This window comes from Kitasatospora sp. cg17-2, from assembly GCF_054031055.1.
In genome coordinates, this window is the sequence record NZ_CM132923.1 from 2924830 (window position 1) to 2941060 (window position 16231).

General features: G+C 74.3%; 15 protein-coding genes. 10 read left to right on the top strand and 5 right to left on the bottom strand.

Features of this window, described 5'->3' with window-relative positions; translation table 11 throughout:
- Positions 1–121 precede the first annotated feature (121 nt).
- From ACW14Y_RS11790 to ACW14Y_RS11805, 4 genes are all read left to right on the top strand, one after another.
- Entirely contained in the window at positions 122–1273 is a 1152-nt protein-coding gene (locus ACW14Y_RS11790) for a hypothetical protein (RefSeq protein ID WP_456986704.1), read from the top strand.
- Entirely contained in the window at positions 1270–2616 is a 1347-nt protein-coding gene (locus tag ACW14Y_RS11795) for a sensor histidine kinase (RefSeq protein WP_456986705.1), read from the top strand. Before ACW14Y_RS11790 ends, ACW14Y_RS11795 begins: the two co-directional genes overlap by 4 nt.
- Positions 2617–2684: 68 nt before the next feature.
- Positions 2685–3371, top strand: coding sequence for a response regulator (locus ACW14Y_RS11800; RefSeq protein WP_402724639.1), 687 nt, complete (start codon positions 2685–2687; stop codon positions 3369–3371).
- Between the two features lie 182 nt (positions 3372–3553).
- Complete coding sequence (locus tag ACW14Y_RS11805; RefSeq protein ID WP_380437916.1) at positions 3554–4216, top strand: Pr6Pr family membrane protein; 663 nt, start codon at positions 3554–3556, stop codon at positions 4214–4216.
- Between the two features lie 86 nt (positions 4217–4302).
- On the opposite strand, the gene ACW14Y_RS11810 is transcribed toward ACW14Y_RS11805, so the two are convergent.
- Positions 4303–4677: a toxin Doc gene (locus ACW14Y_RS11810; RefSeq protein ID WP_456986706.1), complete on the bottom strand. Its 375-nt coding sequence runs from the start codon at positions 4675–4677 to the stop codon at positions 4303–4305.
- Positions 4678–4703: 26 nt separating this feature from the next.
- Entirely contained in the window at positions 4704–4916 is a 213-nt protein-coding gene (locus tag ACW14Y_RS11815) for a hypothetical protein (RefSeq protein ID WP_030391175.1), read from the bottom strand.
- Between the two features lie 238 nt (positions 4917–5154).
- Here ACW14Y_RS11815 and ACW14Y_RS11820 point away from each other — a divergent pair, with 238 nt between their 5' ends.
- Complete coding sequence (locus tag ACW14Y_RS11820; RefSeq protein ID WP_456986707.1) at positions 5155–6780, top strand: S41 family peptidase; 1626 nt, start codon at positions 5155–5157, stop codon at positions 6778–6780.
- A gap of 3 nt (positions 6781–6783) precedes the next feature.
- On the opposite strand, the gene ACW14Y_RS11825 is transcribed toward ACW14Y_RS11820, so the two are convergent.
- The gene (locus tag ACW14Y_RS11825; protein ID WP_380437912.1) at positions 6784–8391 is read right to left on the bottom strand and encodes an ABC-F family ATP-binding cassette domain-containing protein; all 1608 of its coding nucleotides are present in this window, start codon (positions 8389–8391) and stop codon (positions 6784–6786) included.
- A gap of 527 nt (positions 8392–8918) precedes the next feature.
- On the opposite strand from ACW14Y_RS11825, the gene ACW14Y_RS11830 reads away from it, so the two are divergent.
- The 4 genes from ACW14Y_RS11830 (at position 8919) to ACW14Y_RS11845 (ending at position 13598) form a co-directional block, all read left to right on the top strand.
- A complete protein-coding gene (locus ACW14Y_RS11830) occupies positions 8919–10232 on the top strand; it encodes a trypsin-like serine peptidase (RefSeq protein ID WP_402724621.1) in 1314 nt (437 codons plus the stop codon).
- A 192-nt stretch (positions 10233–10424) separates the two neighbouring features.
- Entirely contained in the window at positions 10425–12062 is a 1638-nt protein-coding gene (locus ACW14Y_RS11835; RefSeq protein WP_380302010.1) for an ABC-F family ATP-binding cassette domain-containing protein, read from the top strand.
- An 82-nt stretch (positions 12063–12144) separates the two neighbouring features.
- Positions 12145–12834, top strand: a complete 690-nt coding sequence (locus ACW14Y_RS11840) for a nitroreductase family protein (protein ID WP_380302012.1) — start codon at positions 12145–12147, stop codon at positions 12832–12834.
- A gap of 74 nt (positions 12835–12908) precedes the next feature.
- A complete protein-coding gene (locus tag ACW14Y_RS11845) occupies positions 12909–13598 on the top strand; it encodes a GNAT family N-acetyltransferase (RefSeq protein WP_456986708.1) in 690 nt (229 codons plus the stop codon).
- A 51-nt stretch (positions 13599–13649) separates the two neighbouring features.
- On the opposite strand, the gene ACW14Y_RS11850 is transcribed toward ACW14Y_RS11845, so the two are convergent.
- Positions 13650–14606 (bottom strand): aldo/keto reductase, encoded by a 957-nt coding sequence (locus ACW14Y_RS11850; protein WP_380302016.1) that lies wholly within the window; start codon positions 14604–14606, stop codon positions 13650–13652.
- A gap of 214 nt (positions 14607–14820) precedes the next feature.
- Between ACW14Y_RS11850 and ACW14Y_RS11855 the strand changes: the two genes are divergently transcribed.
- Positions 14821–15351: a peptidoglycan-binding domain-containing protein gene (locus ACW14Y_RS11855; protein ID WP_380302018.1), complete on the top strand. Its 531-nt coding sequence runs from the start codon at positions 14821–14823 to the stop codon at positions 15349–15351.
- Positions 15352–15499: 148 nt separating this feature from the next.
- Here ACW14Y_RS11855 and ACW14Y_RS11860 read toward each other — a convergent pair whose 3' ends face one another.
- Positions 15500–16054 (bottom strand): hypothetical protein, encoded by a 555-nt coding sequence (locus tag ACW14Y_RS11860; protein ID WP_456986709.1) that lies wholly within the window; start codon positions 16052–16054, stop codon positions 15500–15502.
- Between the last annotated feature and the right edge of the window lie 177 nt (positions 16055–16231).

Sequence of the window (16231 nt, forward strand, 5' to 3'; positions counted from 1 at the left end):
CAAGACCTCCGGCCCTCGTCCGCCGGGACGGTCTCGGCCCGCCCGGATCCCCCCGGCGGGGGAGGCGGATCCGGTCTCCGGAGGACGCGCGGGCCGCCGGGCCCGCGGGACCGTGGGGCACATGACCTCGATGCTCCCGCCCCGCACACCGGCCCCGGCCACGCCGCCCGCCGCGACGCCCGTTCCGGCCCCGAACGGCGTACCGGCCTCCGCGCCCCGACCTGCCGCGGCGACCACCGCGCCCCGCGCCGCCGCACCGGTCGGCCGGGCCCGGACCGCGGCGACCTGGACGGCCGTCGCGGCGACCGTGCCCTACCTCGGTCTCAAGCTGCTCTGGCTCACCGGCCACCCGGTCGGGGCCGGCGACGCCGAGGCCATGGACGACCTGTGGCTGGTCAACCTGCTGACCTTCGGCATGGACGCCGTCGCCGTCCTGCTCGCCCTCTCCTTCGTCCGCCCCTGGGGACGCCGGGCGCCGGCCGGACTGGTCGCCTTCCCGATGTGGGTCGCGACCGGACTGCTCGGGACCGTCCTGCTCGCCCTGCCGCTGTTCCTGCTCTCCACCCTGTTGCTGGGCCCGGACCAGACGCCGCCCGGTAGCGACGACGGGCCGAGCGGCTGGGTGTTCCCGCTGGTGTACGGCGGGTTCGCCGTCCAGGGGCTGGCCCTGATCACCGGCTTCCTGCTGTACGCGCGGGAGCGCTGGGCCGGGCTGCTGCGCCACGACCGGATCGGCGACCTGCCCCGCTCCCCCACCCTGACCACCCAGCGGGCCTTCGCCTGCGTCGCCACTGTGCTCGCCGCCGGGGTCGTGGCGGCCCGGGTGTACTGGGCCTGCGGGGGGACGACCGGGCTGCCGCTGGAGTGGCAGGAGTACCGGGGCCGGGGCGTGGCCGTGATGGACGGGGTGACGGCGCTGATGGCGGTGGCCGCCGGAGCGGCGCTGCTGCTGCTGGTGTTCCGGGGCCGTCCGGGGTGGCGGCTGCGCGGACCGCTGGCCGTGGTGTGGACGGCGGCCGGGTCCCTGTTCGGCTGGGGATCCTGGCAGTTGGTGGCGTTCGGGACGTTCACGGTGGCACCCGACCCCCGGCGGGCGGTGCCGGGCCTGATGACCCTGGTGGAGGCCGCGCAGACGGTGACCGGCCTGCTGGTCCTGGCGGTGGGCGCGATCGCCCTGGCCGAGCGGTCCTCGGCCCGCGCCGTCCCGGACACCGCGTGGGCCTCGGCGGTCCCGCGGTCCGGCCGGGCCGCTGACGTAGAGTCTGGGCAATGATCACGGGGGCGGGGGCCGACCGGCACACGGGCGCGGGCACGGACGCGGAGCACAGCGGAGACACTGCGACCGGCCGGCGCACGCGCCCCGTCCGCCGCGCGCTGCGAGCCCTGTTCGGGCGGCAGGCCCGGCTGCGGTGGGTGCACCTGGTGCTCGGCGGCGCGCTGCTGATGCCGTACTGGCTGCTGTCGACGGTCCTGCTGGGCTCGCTCGACCCGCAGAAGGGGCTCCCGCTCCAGGTCCTGCTCTACTTCGCCGCCCTCGCCACCTCGCTCCCGATGGCCGCCGCCACCGCGCTGGTGCCGACCGTGCGGGCACTGGAGGGGGCGGCCGCCCTGGCGCTCTGCGCACCCGCCCGGGCGGGCGAGGTGGTCACCGGACCGGCCCGGTCCTGGGCGGCCCGGCGGCGGACGGCCGGCTGGTTCGTGCTGCACCTCGCGTTCGGCGGCATCGTCAGCGGGATGACGCTGACCGGCACGCCGTTCGCGGTGATGCTGGTCCTCCGGCCCACCGGCTTCGAGGAGTTGACGCGGTTCTGGGAGGACCACGGCGTACCGGGACCGCTGCCGGGGCCGGTGCTCGGCCTCGCCCTGCTCGCGCTGATCGTCGGCACCAGCGCCGGCCTCGGCGGCCTGCTGGCCCGCTGGGCGCCCGTACTGCTCGGCCCGACCCCGGACGAGCGCCTGGCCGCCGCCGAACGGCGGGCCACCGTGCTCGCCCAGCGCAACCGGCTGGCCCGCGAACTGCACGACTCGGTCGGCCACGCGCTGAGCGCCGTCGGCATCCAGGCCTCGGCCGCCGCCCGGGTGCTGCGCACCGACCCGGAGTTCGCGGCGGAGGCACTGGCCGCCATCGAGGAGACCGCGCGGGGCGCCGTCGCCGAACTGGACGCCGTGCTGGGGCTGCTCCGCGAGGAGGAGCGCGGCGAGGCCGCGACGGCCGGGCCGACCCTCGCCGGGCTGGACGACCTGCTGCGGCAGCTCGCCAGGACCGGGGTGGCGGTGGACGCCGAGCTGGCGCCGGGCCTGGACCGGCTGCCGCCCGGGTTCTCCCGCGAGGCGTACCGGATCGTCCAGGAGGGCCTGACCAATGTGCTGCGGCACGCCGGGCCCGCACCCGCCCGACTGCGGGTCTCGCTGGCCGAGGGGTGGGTCCGGATCGAGCTGACCAATCCGCTCGACCGGCTCCGGCCCGGCCGGCCCGGCGGCGGACGCGGGCTGCGCGGGATCGACGAACGCGCGGCGGCGCTGCGCGGCGACTGCGAGGCCGGGCCGACGGACGACGGAACGATGTGGCGGCTGGCCGTCCGGCTGCCGGTGGCAACGGGAGGAGAGCAGCGGTGAACGGTTCGAGGAGTACGTCGGGGAGCGCGGCCGGTACCGAGGGAGCGTCGGCGGGCGGCACCCGTCCGGTGCGGGTGGTGATCGCCGACGACGAGCGGCTGGTGCGGACCGGCCTGCGGGTGGTCATCGAGGCCGAACCGGACCTCACCGTGGTCGGCGAGGCCGCCGACGGCGCCGAGGTGGTGCCGCTGGTGCGCGAACTGCGGCCGGACGTGGTGCTGATGGACGTCCGGATGCCCGGGATCGACGGGATCCGGGCCACCGAGCAGTTGATCGGCGGGATGGCCCAGCCGCCCCGGATCCTGGTGGTCACCACCTTCGAGCACGACGACCACGTGTACGACGCGCTGCGGGCGGGGGCGGCCGGCTTCCTGCTGAAGCGGGCCCGCGCGGAGGAGATGGTGCAGGCGGTGCGGCTGATCGCGCGCGGCGACTCGCTGCTGTTCCCGGCCGCCGTCCGCGAGTTGGCCCTCCGGTACGGGGCGCCGTCCGCGCGGGACACCCGTCCGGCGCCCGGCCGGGGTTCGGACCCGGGGCGGAGCCGTACCCCGATCGAGCGGCTGACCGAGCGCGAGGGCCAGGTGCTGCGACTGATGGCGGCGGGGCTGAGCAACGGGGAGATCGCCGCGAAGCTCGTGCTCAGCCAGGAGACGATCAAGACGCACGTGGGCAGCGTGCTCGCCAAGCTGGGCGCGCGGGACCGCACCCAGGCGGTCATCACCGCCTACGAGTCGGGCTTCGTCCTGCCGGGCTGAGTCCGGTGCGGGCCGGTGCCCGGGGCCACCCGTCGAGGTGTCGGTCGGATGTCGCACGGGCATCCACAGGGAATCCGGTAGGTGGAGGAACGTTTTTTCCTCCACCCGACCCACGGGTAGAGTGCGATCTTCCCTTCGACGTCCGATACCTCCCGTATCGCCCGGAAAGAACTGGTGGCCGTATGTCAGTCCGGACCAGCCCGGCGCTCTGGTGGCGCGCCGGCATCGTGCTCTCGACGGCCCTCGGCCTGAGCCTCCAGACCGCGCCGCTGGTGTACTTCACCGTCCAGAGCAATGTGATCGTGCTCGGCTACTTCATCGGCGCCGTCTACTGGATGCTCGAGCGCGGGACCACCGACGCCCCCGCACCCCGGCTGCGCGGCGCCGCCACCCTGTACATCCTGATCACCGGGCTGGTCTCGCACATCCTGCTGGAGCACGGCGCCAACCCGCTGCCCGGCCTGTTCGACGGGCCGGACAAGCTCCAGCACTGGTCGTCGTTCTTCGTGCACTACGTCACCCCGGTGCTGGTGATCGTCGACTGGCTGGTGTTCCGGCCGCGCAACGCCTCCTCCTGGCGGGACATCCCGCTCTGGCTGACGTTCCCGCTCGGCTACGCGGCGCTGGTGCTGGTCCGCAACGCGCTGTTCTCCAACTACCCGCTGCCGTACCCGTACTTCTTCTTCGACCCGACCACCAAGGGGTACGGCTACGTCTGGGGGCAGATCGCCCTGCTGACGGTCGAGTTCGTCGTGCTGGCCGCCGTCGTGGTCGGCCTCGACCGGCTGGGGACCCTGGTCCGCGCCCGGCTGACGCGCGACGGCGCCGCTCCGGCCGGAGTCTGACGGCAGCTCCGGTGCCGGCTTCGGTGCCGGCTTCGGTCCGGCGCCGGACCGGCCGGCCGCCCGCCTGTCCGCCTGTCCGTCCGGTGTCAGATCCGCCAGGACCGGATCCGGTCGGCCGCCGCGAACACGTCCGCCCGCCCCTCCACGATGTCCCGGGCCAGCTCGACCAGCGCCCCGTACGGCGGATCGACGCCCTCGCCCGCCGCGTGCATGTACGCGGCCGTGGCCATGCAGGCGAACAGGTTGTTGCGCAGCGGCAGCGGGCGCAGCAGCACGATGGTGTGCATCAGGGTGGCGGCGCACCAGGCCGGGTCGGCGCGGTGGCCGAGCTGAGCGGTGTTCACCCGGTGCCGTGCGACGGCCGCCTGGAGTGCCGAGTAGTCGCGCACGCTGAGGTCCTCGGGCGAGGCCAGCTCCTGGATGTCGAGCAGCCAGCGCAGATCGACGCGCGGCAACGTCATCGCGCCCCCTCCCGTGACGGCTCCGCTCAGGCGGCGGGCGCGTCCTCCGGGAACGCCCGGTCGAACTCCTCGCGGTGCTCGTTCCAGAACGCCACCGCGTGCGAGACGAACACCCGGCGCTGCTGCTCCCGCACACTCAGGTCGTGCACATACGCCTTGACACTCTTTCCGTCGGCGGCGGCGGCCTCGCGGATGGCGGCGAGTTCGTGCTCCGTGTACTCGATGTTGAGTGCTGGCATGGCGCCGATGGTACTGGAGCCCACAGGAGTTGGACACTGAGCCGACAACCCTGACAGCACTCGGGGAGCGTCTGGTCCGCAGGTCGGAGCCGGGCGGTCCGGAGCGTACCTCCGGGGTCCCGGTGGGGACCGGTCCGCAGGCTGACGTGCCGTGACCGATCGGGCCCGTACCGTCGGTCCCGGGCAGCGGAGAGGTTCCGCCGGGGGGACGCCCGGACCGGGGACGGCAGGGGACGACATGGGTATCGCGCGGCGGAGGCCAGCGACCGGAGCGACGAGGACGGCGGGGGCTCGGAGAACGGCGGGAGCGGCCAGGGCGGGGGCGGCGGCCAGGGCGGGGGCGGCGGCCAGGGCGGCGGGGATCGCGGCGGTCGCGCTCGCGGTCACGGCGGGGACCGTCGGCACGGCGGGCGCCGTCGGCGCCGCGCCCGACGGGGACGGCGACGCACGGCGGCCGGGCGTCAACCGGCTGGAGGGCGTCTGGCAGACAGACGGGTACGGCATCCTCGTCGAGATCCACGGAACGGCCTTCACCACCTACGACGTGACCCGGGTCAGCTGCACCCCGGGCTTCTACTCCGGCACGCAGATCGGTGCGCCCGGACGCGACGGCACCGTCCGGTACGCCCAGACCGGCAAGGCGTACGCCTCCTCCTCGGTCACGCCCCGGGGGCGCGACCGGGCCGTGTACCAGGAGGACGGCGCCGCCTCCGCCAGGGACCTCACCCGGCTGCCCGGCGGCCTCCCGGCCCAGTGCCGGCAGCCCGCCGCGCAGGACGCGCTCGCCTCCTTCGACCGGTTCTGGGCGACCTTCGAGGACAACTACCCCTTCTTCGCCGCCAAGGGCATCGACTGGCGCGCGAAGGGCGCGCAGGCGCGGGCCGGCATCACCCCGCGGACCACGACCGACGACCTGCAGAAGATCCTCGTGGGCCTGCTGGAACCGCTCGGCGACGCGCACACCGCGCTGGGCCGCAAGCGCCCCGGCGGCGGGTACGCCGGCGTCTTCGCCGGGCTGCGCCCGGGCACCGCGGAGCCCACCGACGAAGTCCGGGAGTTGTCGGCCCGGGCAGTGGCCGCCCAGCTCCTCGCCCCCGAGCAGACCTTCGGCCGGGGCCAACTCGGGGTCGGCGAACTCCCGGGCGGCATCGGCTACCTGCGGGTCAGCGGCTTCAGCGGCTATGTCGAGGACGGCCCCTACCAGGACCACGCCGCCGAGCTGGACAAGGCGCTGGACCTGCTCCTGGCGCACCCCGGGCGGCTGAACGGCGTGGTGGTCGACCTGCGGCTGAACGGCGGCGGTTCGGACGAACTGGGGCTGCGGATCGCCTCCCGGCTCACCGACCGGCCCTTCCTCGCCTACCGCAAGGTGGCCCGCAACGACCCGGCCGACCCGACCCGGTTCACCCGACCGCAGCCGAGCGTGGTCCGCCCCGCCACCGGCACGACCCGGTACACCGGACCGGTCGCCCTGCTGACCGCCGGCTCCACCGTCAGCGCGGGCGAGACCTTCACCCAGGCGATGGCGGAGCGGCGGCCCGCACCCGTCCGGATCGGCGAGAACACCCAGGGTGTCTTCTCCGACATCATGTTCAAGCCGGTCTCGGCCGACTTCGTGGCCGTCCTGCCGAACGAGAAGTTCCTCACCCGCTCCGGCAGCACCTTCGACGGACCGGGCATCCCGCCGAACGTCCGCACCCCGGTGTTCACGCCGGAGGAGCTGAGCCAGGGCCGCGACTCGGCCCTGACCGAGGCGCGCAGGCTTCTCTCCACCGGAGCTGCCGGAGCTGCGGACGCCGCCGATGCAGCAGACGCAGCCGACGCCGCGGACGCGACCGGAGCCGTCCCGGCCGACCCCCGCTGACCGTCACATCGGATCCACCGTCCTCAACTCGCCGTCCAGCTCCAGCCACCGGGTGATGCCGAGGCCGCGCAGGAACGGCAGGTCGTGGCTGGCGACGATCAGCGCGCCCTGGTAGGCGGCGAGCGCCTGGGTGAGCTGGCGCACGCTGGCCAGGTCGAGGTTGTTGGTCGGCTCGTCGAGCAGCAGCAGCTGCGGCGGCGGGTCGGCCAGCAGCAGCGCGGCCAGGGTGGCCCGGAACCGCTCGCCGCCGGAGAGCGTGCCGGCCGGCTGGTCCGCCCGCCCGCCGCGGAACAGGAACCGGGCCAGCCGGGCCCGGATCGCGTTGTCCCCCGCGTTCGGTGCGAACAGTTTGACGTTGCCCGCGACGGTCAGCTTGTCGTCGAGCAGATCCAGTCGCTGCGGCAGGTGCCGCAGCGACACCGGAGCGGTGATCACCCCGGAGAGCGGGGCCAGTTCGCCGGCGACGGTGCGCAGCAGGGTGGTCTTGCCCGCGCCGTTGCGGCCGACCAGGGCGATCCGCTCGGGCCCGCGCAGGTCGAGCTCCGCGGTGATGCCGTGCGGCAGCCGCACCCGCTCCAGGGTGAGCACGGTGCGCCCGGCCGGGACGGCGGTGCGGGGCAGGTCGATCCGGATCTCGGCGTCGTCCCGGACGGCCTCCTCGGCCGAGGTGAGCTTGCGCCTGGCCTCCTCCAGCCGTTCGGCGTGCATGCCCTGGACGCGGCCGGCGGTCTCCTGGCCCTGGCGTTTGAGCTTGCCGGCGACGATGTGCGGATCGTTGCGGGTGACCGAGCGCTTCTTCCCGTAGCTGGCACTGCGCTCCAGCCGCGTCCTGGCGTCGACCAAGTCCCGTTTCTGGCGCTGGACATCGGCCTCGGCGTGACGCAGCAGCCGCTCGGCGGTCTCCTGCTGGGCGGCGACGGTGCGCTCGTACTCGGCGAAGTTGCCCCCGTACCAGCTGACCTGGCCGTCCCTCAGCTCGGCGATCTGGTCGACGTGCTGGAGCAGCTCCCGGTCGTGGCTGACGATCACCATCACCCCGCCCCAGCCTGCCACCGTCTCGTAGAGCCGCTCGCGGGCGGCCCGGTCGAGGTTGTTGGTCGGCTCGTCGAGCAGCAGGACGTCGGGGCGTCGCAGCAGCAGGGTGGCCAGCCGCAACAGGACGGCCTCGCCGCCGGAGAGCTCGCCGGTGGTGCGGTCGAGGCCGAGCCGGCGCAGGCCGAGCCGGTCGAGCAGGGCGCGGGCACGCTCCTCGACGTCCCAGTCGTCGCCGATCGCGTCGAAGTGGCGCTGGTCGGTGGATCCGGCCTCGACGGCGTGCAGGGCCTCGCGCGCGGCCCGGACGCCGAGCGCCTCGTCGACCCGCAGGCCGGTGTCCAGGGTGAGCCCCTGCGGGAGGTAGCCGATCTCGCCGGCCACCCTCACGGTGCCGGAGGTGGGCGTGAGTTCGCCCGCGAGCAGGCGGAGCAGGGTGGACTTGCCCGCGCCGTTGAGCCCGATCAGCCCGGTGCGGCCGGGGCCGACGGCGAGGTGGAAGCCGTCGAGGACGGGCCTGCCGTCGGGCCAGTCGAAGGAGAGGTCGGTGCAGAGGAGCGAAGTGGTGGGTTGTGCCATGGAGGCCTCCCGAGGGTCTGCCGGACGCGGCCGGTCACCGGACGTGGTCGTGGGACGGCACGGGGAGACACCGCGGGTGCGGGCGGGACCGGGAAGGGGGCCGGGACGGGGCTCGGGTCGTCAGAGCGACGGGGGACGCCGGACCGGCTCACCACTGAGGTCGGGCACTCGCACACTCACGGACCGCGCGGGCAGCACTGGGGCTGCGGCAGGGCAGCGAAGGCGCTGCGGCACGGCGGGGGCGGTGTCTCGGGACCTCAGTAGAGCAACGGCCTTCTCCTGTTCTGGCGGGTGGTGAGGATCACGCTACGGAGGCGTCCCGGCGGTGTGCAACCGGTTTTTTCGGTGCCGATCGCGTGCCGATCCGGTGACAGCACCGGCCCGGAACGGCCGACGGCCGGAAGCCGTCCGCCGCGCATGGCAGACTCCTCCCCTGCCACTCCCGTCACACCTGCGGCCCGTCCGCCGCACGGTCGGTGGCGGGCACTCACATCCGTGGCGTGCATTCACAGGGGGAACCGAACATCATGTCATCGATATCCCGGGCGACGCGTGCCGCGCTGGGCGCCTCCGTCGTCGCTCTGACGATGGTCGTCGCGACCGCGTGCGGCCCGGACAACAGCGACCCGGCCGCCGCACCGCCCGCCGGGGCTCCCGGCGGGACGACCGCCGCGGCCACCGCGGGCGCCACCGACAAGCCGGGCGGTCTGCCGCCGATCAAGCTGCCGACGGCCGACGAGCTGAAGAAGTGGAGCTTCGACGACTGGGACAAGTGGGCCCAGCAGAACGTCGTCTCCCCGGCCGTGAAGGGCTTCTGGGACCTGCAGAAGATCCTCAAGGCCAAGCCCTACAAGCCGGGCCCGGGCAGCCAGCCGACCGCGCAGCCGACCGGTGCCGCGCCGGCCCAGCCGACCACCCCGCCCGCCACCCAGCCGCCGGCCCAGCCCACCGCGCAGCCGCCGGCGGCCCAGCCCACCAGCGCCGCCCCCACCCAGCCGGGCGGCAGCGGCGGCGGTACCGGCGGCAACGGCGGCGGCAGCCAGAACGACCCGCAGCCGAAGCTGGTCGAGATGAAGCCCCTCCCGCACCCGTTCGCCAAGCCGGCCCACGTCAACGGCAAGCTGTTCTTCCAGGACGGCAAGCAGGACTACGTCTGCTCCGGCACGGTCGTCTCCGACCCCGCCAACCCGGGCCGGAGCAACCTCGTCTGGACCGCCAGCCACTGCCTGCACGGCGGCAAGGGCGGCAAGTACCACACCAACATCACCTTCGCCCCGGCCTTCAACAGCAGCGGCGCGGTGAGCGCCGGCAAGCAGGGCACCCTCGCCGACGCCGAGCCGTACGGCGAGTGGGGCGCCGTCTCGGGCATGGTCGCCCCGCAGTGGACGGCCGAGGCCGACCCGGAGAACGGCGGCCCGTGGAGCCAGTACGACTTCGGCATCCTCAAGGTCGCCAACCCGGACGGCAGCGCCAAGTCCCTGGAGGAGGTCGTCGGCGGTTCGGTGCCGGTCTGGTTCAACGCCCCGCGCGAGCAGATCGCCTCGGTCAGCACCTACGGCTACCCGGCCGCCAAGCCCTTCGACGGCATGGAGCTGGAGCACTGCGAGGCCGGGAAGCCGGCCCGCCGCTCGATGGACGCGTCCCGCCCGACCATGCTGATGACCGGCTGCAACGGCAGCGGCGGCGACAGCGGCGGCGGCTGGTTCACCACCAAGGACGGCAAGCAGGTGCTGGTGTCGGACACCTCCATCGGCGGCTCCGACAACACCTGGGAGGCCGGCCCGTACCTGGACGACGTCGCCCAGCACGCGCTGGAGTACTTCTCCAAGAAGAGCAAGTGACCCCGGTCACCCGCTGAACTCCCCCGCCGGGGGCGGTGGCACCCCGTGTGCCGCCGCCCCCGGCGGCGTCTCCGGCGGCACCGGCGACGCACCTCCGACGGCACCCGCCCGGTCCACTCCCCGGCACCCGCCCAGCCCGCGCCCCCGCCCGCGCCCCGCGCGCTCCCCGGCCCGCCTAGAATCGACGACATCATGAGCGCCACACTCGTCGTCAAGGACCTCGCCGCCGGCCACGGCGAGCGCACCCTCTTCTCCGGCCTGGACCTGGTCGTCGCCCCCGGCGACGTGATCGGCCTGGTCGGCGTGAACGGGGCCGGCAAGTCGACCCTGCTGCGCCTGCTGGCCGGCCTGGACACCCCCGAGGGCGGTTCGCGGCGGCTCAGCCCCGCCTCCGCCAACGTCGGCCACCTCCCGCAGGAGCCGGAGCGCCGCGCCGACGAGTCGGTCCGCGACTTCCTGGCCCGCCGCACCGGTGTGTCCGCCGCGCAGGCCGCCCTGGACGAGGCCACCCAGGGCCTGGTGGACGGCGCGCCCGGTGCCGACGACGCCTACGCGGAGAACCTGGACCGCTGGCTGGAGCTGGGCGGCGCCGACCTGGAGGACCGCGCCGAGGAGGTCGCCGACTCGCTCGGCCTGAAGATCTCCCTGGACCTGCCGATGACCGCGCTCTCGGGCGGCCAGGCGGCCCGGGCCGGCCTCGCCTCGCTGCTGCTCTCCCGCTACGACGTCTTCCTGCTCGACGAGCCCACCAACGACCTCGACCTGGACGGCCTGGAGCGGCTGGAGTCCTTCGTCAAGGGCCTGCGCGCCGGCACCGTGGTGATCAGCCACGACCGCGAGTTCCTGGCTCGCACGGTGACCAAGGTGCTGGAGCTCGACCTGCACCAGAACCAGGTGAAGCTGTTCGGCGGCGGCTACGAGGCGTACCTGGAGGAGCGCGCCACGGCCCGCCGGCACGCCCGCGAGGACTACGAGGAGTACGCCGACACCAAGGCGGGCCTGGAGGCCCGGGCCCGGATGCAGCGCGGCTGGATGGAGAACGGCGTCCGCAACGCCCGCCGCAAGTCCAGCGACAACGACAAGATCGGGCGCGCGATGCGCACCGAGTCCACCGAGAAGCAGGCCGCCAAGGCCCGGCAGACCCAGCGGATGATCGAGCGGCTGGACGTGGTCGACGAGCCCCGCAAGGAGTGGGAGCTGCGGATGGAGATCGCCGCCGCGCCGCGCTCCGGCTCGGTGGTCGCCACCCTGCGCGGTGCCACCGTCCGGCGCGGCGACTTCGCGCTCGGCCCGGTGGACCTGCAGATCGACTGGGCCGACCGGGTCGCCATCACCGGCGCCAACGGCGCGGGCAAGTCCACCCTGCTGGCCGCCCTGCTGGGCCGGCTCGAACTCGACTCCGGCAGCTCGGTGCTGGGCTCCGGCGTGGTCGTCGGCGAGGTGGACCAGGCGCGCGGGCTGTTCCTCGGCGGGGAGCCGCTGCTGGAGGCGTTCGCCGCCGCCGTCCCGGAGCTCGCGCCGGACGAGGTCCGCACCCTGCTGGCGAAGTTCGGGCTGAAGGCGGTGCACGTGCTGCGCCCCGCGGACACCCTCTCCCCCGGCGAGCGGACCAGGGCGGCGCTCGCGCTGCTCCAGGCGCGCGGGGTGAACCTGCTGGTGCTGGACGAGCCCACCAACCACCTGGACCTGGTCGCCATCGAGCAGTTGGAGTCGGCGCTCGACTCGTACACCGGCACGCTGCTGCTGGTCACGCACGACCGGCGGATGCTGGACACGGTGGCGGTGAACCGGCGGATCGAGGTCGGCGGCGGGCGGGTCCGCGAGCTGTAGCCCGGATTCCGTAGCCACTGCGGGCCGGGGAGGAGGTCCAGACCTCTTCCCCGGCCCGCCGTCATGTGCTGTGCTGTCGCCCATGGTTGACAGCACAGCGCTCGACAGCGCGGTGGCGGGGACGCCCTACCCGAGTGTCCCGCTCACCCCCATGACCGTGCCCGCCCACGAGGCGGAGGCACGCAGCAGGTCCTTCCACGACGTGATGGCGCAGCGCCGGACCGTCCGCGACTACTCGACCCGGCCGCTCCCGGACGGCGTGCTGGAGTGGGCGATCCGCACCGCCAACACCGCGCCGAGCGGCGCGCACGTCCAGCCCTGGCGGTTCGTGGTGATCACCGATCCGGAGCGCAAGCGCCGGCTGCGGGAGGCCGCCGAGGCCGAGGAGCGCGAGTTCTACGCGCACCGGGCCTCCGAGGAGTGGCTGGCCGCACTGGCGCCGATCGGCACCGACTGGGAGAAGCCGTTCCTGGAGGACGCCCCGGCCGTGATCGTGGTCTTCGAGGTGCACAAGGGCCCGCACTCGCCGCGCCCGTACTACACCAAGGAGTCGGTGGGCATCGCGGTCGGCCTGCTGCTGGCCACGCTGCACCAAGCGGGGCTGGCCACGCTCACCCACACGCCCAGCCCGATGAAGTTCCTCAACGAGGTGTGCGAACGGCCGCAGGAGGAACGGGCCGCGTACGTCATCCCGGTGGGGTACCCCGCGGAGGGGGCGCGCGTGCCGGACCTGCGGCGCAAGGAGCTCGACGAGGTGCTGATCCGCCTCTGACGCGCCCCCGGACAGCCCTGGTAAGCGGCGGCGGGCGGTGGTGACAGGTACAGGACGTCGACATAATCGCTGTCATGAATCACGTCATGCCACCGCCGTGCGGGGCCGCGTCCGGACCCTTTCCGTCGTCCGTGCCCGGCGCGTCCGCTCCGGACGCGCCCACGCCCGCCCCCGACGTACCCGCCCCCGCTCCCGACGCACCCACCCCCGGCCGGCCGCCCGAACTGCTGCGGCCGGCCGCGGGGATCACGCTCAGCCGCCGCTCCCCCGACCGGAGCCCCGCCCTCAACGCCGCCGTCCGGGCCGATCTGGACCATCTGCGCCCCTGGCTGGAGTGGGCCGCCGAGGCGCCCACCCTCGCCCGCACCGCCGAGTTGACCGAGGCCGGCATGGCCGCCTGGGAGGCCGGCACCGACTTCATCTACCTGGTCGGCCTGGACGCCGAGCCCGGCCGGGTGATCGGCTCGTTCGGCCTGCACCGCCGGATCGGCCCGGGCGCGCTGGAGATCGGCTACTGGGTCGGCACCGAGCACGTCGGCCGGGGCATCGCCACGGCCTCCGCCCGGGCCCTCACCGGGGCGGCGTTCGCCCTGCCCGGGATCCACCGGGTCGAGATCCACTGCGACCCGGCGAACACCGCCAGCGCCGCGGTCGCCCGTCGGCTCGGCTTCCGGCTCGACCGGACGGTCGACGCGCCGGTGCGGGCGCCGGGCGAGACCGGGCGCAAGCAGATCTGGGTCCAGGAGCGCCCGCCCACTCCCTGATCCCCACTCCCTGCCCCGCCCGGTGACCCCCGCCCGGCGACGCCCGCCCCCTCAGTAGCGGTCGCCCGACGCCGCGGGCAGCGCGTCCAGCTCGGCGAGGTCCGCCGGCGACAGCACCAGCTCGGCCGCCGCCGCGTTCTCCACCAGGTACTTGGGCGTCTTGGTGCCCGGGATCGGCAGCACGTACCGCCCCTGCGCGACCACCCAGGCGAGCGCGACCTGCGCGGGCGTCGCGCCGACCCGCGCGGCGACCTCCCGCACCCGCTCCACCAGCGCCAGGTTCGCCTTCAGCGCGTCCTGCTGGAAGCGCGGCAGCCCTCGGCGGAAGTCGTCGGCCGGCAGCTCGTCGAAGGAGGCGATGCCGCCGGTCAGGAAGCCCCGGCCGAGCGGCGAGAACGGCAGGAACGCGATCCCGTGCTCCTCGGTGTACGGCAGCACCTCGGCCAGCGAGTCCCTGGTCCACAGCGACAGTTCGTTCTGCACCGACGCCACCGGGTGGACGGCCCGGGCGCGTTCGATCTCCTCGACGCCCACCTCGGACAGTCCGATCCGGCGCGCCTTGCCGGCCGCCACCGCCTCGGCGAGCGCGCCCCAGGACTCCTCGATCGGCACCTCCGGGTCGACCCGGTGCAGCTGGTACAGGTCGACGTGGTCGGTACCGAGCCGGCGCAGGCTGTCGTCGATCGCCCGCCGGATGTGCTCGGGCCTGCCGTTGCGCAGCACCCGCTCCTCGCCGGTGCCCGGCACCAGGCCGACCTTGGTGGCGAGCACCGCCCGCTCCCGGTACGCACCGGCCAGGGCGGCGCCGACCACCTCCTCGTTGCTGTAGGGGCCGTAGATGTCGGAGGTGTCGATCAGCGTGACCCCGAGGTCGAGCGCCTGCCGGATCACCCGGACCGAGGTCTCGTCGTCCCGGTTGTGGACGTCGTAGGCCCAGGTCATCCCCATGCAGCCGAGGCCGACGACCCCGACCTCGGGACCCTCGCTGCCGAGCGTGGTGTTGCGCATGACGTACTCCTCACTGGTGCCGGCCCCCGTGGCGCCGACGTGCGGTCGGATCGACGGGCACCAGCCTGCCCCTTGGAGTGCACTCAAGGTCAAGCGACACGATTCTCCGACGCACCGTCACGTGATGCACGACACAGCGTCAACTCCCGTCACCCGGTACCCTCCAGGCGTGCTCCGGCACACGAACAACTCACATCGCACGGGGGAACAGGAAATGAGCAAGACGATCACGCGGACCGTCCGAAACAGCGCCCGGGCCTTCGCCGCCGCGGGCCTGGCGGTGGCCGCGCTCGCGACCGGCACGACCGGCGCCCATGCCAGCACCTCGGCCGGCTTCGTCAACACCAGCTGGGGCGACTACCACACCGACTGGGCGGACGAGGGCCTGATCTCCACCACCCAGCACTCGCGCAGCGGCGCGGCCGGCCTGTGGCAGATGGTCCTCTGGCTGGACGGCTACCTCGCCGAGTCCGACGTCGACTGCCAGTTCGGCCCGAAGACCCAGGCTGCCACCAAGGCCTGGCAGGCCCGCTACCTCGGCGCCTCCGAGGCGGACGGCGTCGTCGGGCCGAAGACCTTCGGCCGGGCCAGCCAGAACCTGATGTCGACCGACAACGGCTTCAGCATCCAGTACCACTCGAAGTACCTCGGCCGTGACAAGTTCACGGGCCGCTACTTCTTCGACACCGCCTACACCCACGGCTTCGTCAACGCCGACTACAACAGCTCCACCAACTGCCGCTGAGCCGAAAGGCACTGGGCGTTCAGGCACATGGCGCCTGGCACCACCGTCGCCCGGCCGGGGTCACCCGGCCGGGCGGCGCCGCAACCCGGCCCGCCGCACCTCAGCCCGGCCGCACCTCAGCCCCGCCGCAACCCGGCCCCGTCGCGCCTCAGCCGCGCCGCGCGAGCGCCTCGGCGGCCGTCCAGACGCGCCGGGCCAGCACCTCCGGCGCCAGGGTGCCGTCGACGGTCAGGCCGCAGTCGGCCCGCAGCGGCTCGATGTGGCGCTCGTGGGCGTCCCGCCGGTGCTCGACGTAGTTCCGCAGCAGCACCGCGAGCGGGAAGTCGCCCACGACGCACTTGCGTTCGACCTTGCGGGCCAGCCGGAGGTCCGCCGCCACGTCCACGAAGACGTCCAGTCGGGGGCGGGAGCCCGGCGAGGCCGCCCGACGGGCGAAGAGGCCCTCGACGATCACGACCGGGGCGGCGGCCAGCGCGGCCCCGAGGTCGGCGTCCAGCCGCTCGGCGTCGATCGAGCGCGGATCGCCGACGTCCAGCCGGGGCGTCCCGGTCTCGTCGGGCGCCCACACTCCCCGCCCCGGTTCGGCGTACCAGTAGTCGTCCCCGTGCAGGACCCGGACCGGACCCTCCGCCGCGGCCGCCACGAGCGCCCGGGCCAGTGTCGTCTTGCCCGCTCCCGCGCCCCCGGTCAGTGTCAGCAGCACCGCACCCTCCCCGTTCCCGGCCGACGGGGCGCGCCCGGCTCCGCGCCCACACGCATCCTCCCGCCGGAACCTTAACGTCCGCGTAAGGCCCCCTGGGAGGCTGCTTTGATGCCCCGAAGGTTCTTGACGTGCCCAGGTGGTCTAGTCCAGCTTGGTCCTCAGCACCGCGCACCTCCC

What these genes read in the sequence shown, in the direction of transcription:
- ACW14Y_RS11850 (WP_380302016.1), bottom strand. Translation starts at nt 14,606, where the DNA reads ATGCGCAACACCACGCTCGGCAGCGAGGGTCCCGAGGTCGGGGTCGTC.
- ACW14Y_RS11855 (WP_380302018.1), top strand. Translation starts at nt 14,821, where the DNA reads ATGAGCAAGACGATCACGCGGACCGTCCGAAACAGCGCCCGGGCCTTC.
- ACW14Y_RS11840 (WP_380302012.1), top strand. Translation starts at nt 12,145, where the DNA reads ATGGTTGACAGCACAGCGCTCGACAGCGCGGTGGCGGGGACGCCCTAC.
- ACW14Y_RS11810 (WP_456986706.1), bottom strand. Translation starts at nt 4,677, where the DNA reads ATGACGTTGCCGCGCGTCGATCTGCGCTGGCTGCTCGACATCCAGGAG.
- ACW14Y_RS11825 (WP_380437912.1), bottom strand. Translation starts at nt 8,391, where the DNA reads ATGGCACAACCCACCACTTCGCTCCTCTGCACCGACCTCTCCTTCGAC.
- ACW14Y_RS11845 (WP_456986708.1), top strand. Translation starts at nt 12,909, where the DNA reads ATGAATCACGTCATGCCACCGCCGTGCGGGGCCGCGTCCGGACCCTTT.
- ACW14Y_RS11830 (WP_402724621.1), top strand. Translation starts at nt 8,919, where the DNA reads ATGTCATCGATATCCCGGGCGACGCGTGCCGCGCTGGGCGCCTCCGTC.
- ACW14Y_RS11805 (WP_380437916.1), top strand. Translation starts at nt 3,554, where the DNA reads ATGTCAGTCCGGACCAGCCCGGCGCTCTGGTGGCGCGCCGGCATCGTG.
- ACW14Y_RS11815 (WP_030391175.1), bottom strand. Translation starts at nt 4,916, where the DNA reads ATGCCAGCACTCAACATCGAGTACACGGAGCACGAACTCGCCGCCATC.
- ACW14Y_RS11820 (WP_456986707.1), top strand. Translation starts at nt 5,155, where the DNA reads ATGGGTATCGCGCGGCGGAGGCCAGCGACCGGAGCGACGAGGACGGCG.
- ACW14Y_RS11795 (WP_456986705.1), top strand. Translation starts at nt 1,270, where the DNA reads ATGATCACGGGGGCGGGGGCCGACCGGCACACGGGCGCGGGCACGGAC.
- ACW14Y_RS11835 (WP_380302010.1), top strand. Translation starts at nt 10,425, where the DNA reads ATGAGCGCCACACTCGTCGTCAAGGACCTCGCCGCCGGCCACGGCGAG.
- ACW14Y_RS11790 (WP_456986704.1), top strand. Translation starts at nt 122, where the DNA reads ATGACCTCGATGCTCCCGCCCCGCACACCGGCCCCGGCCACGCCGCCC.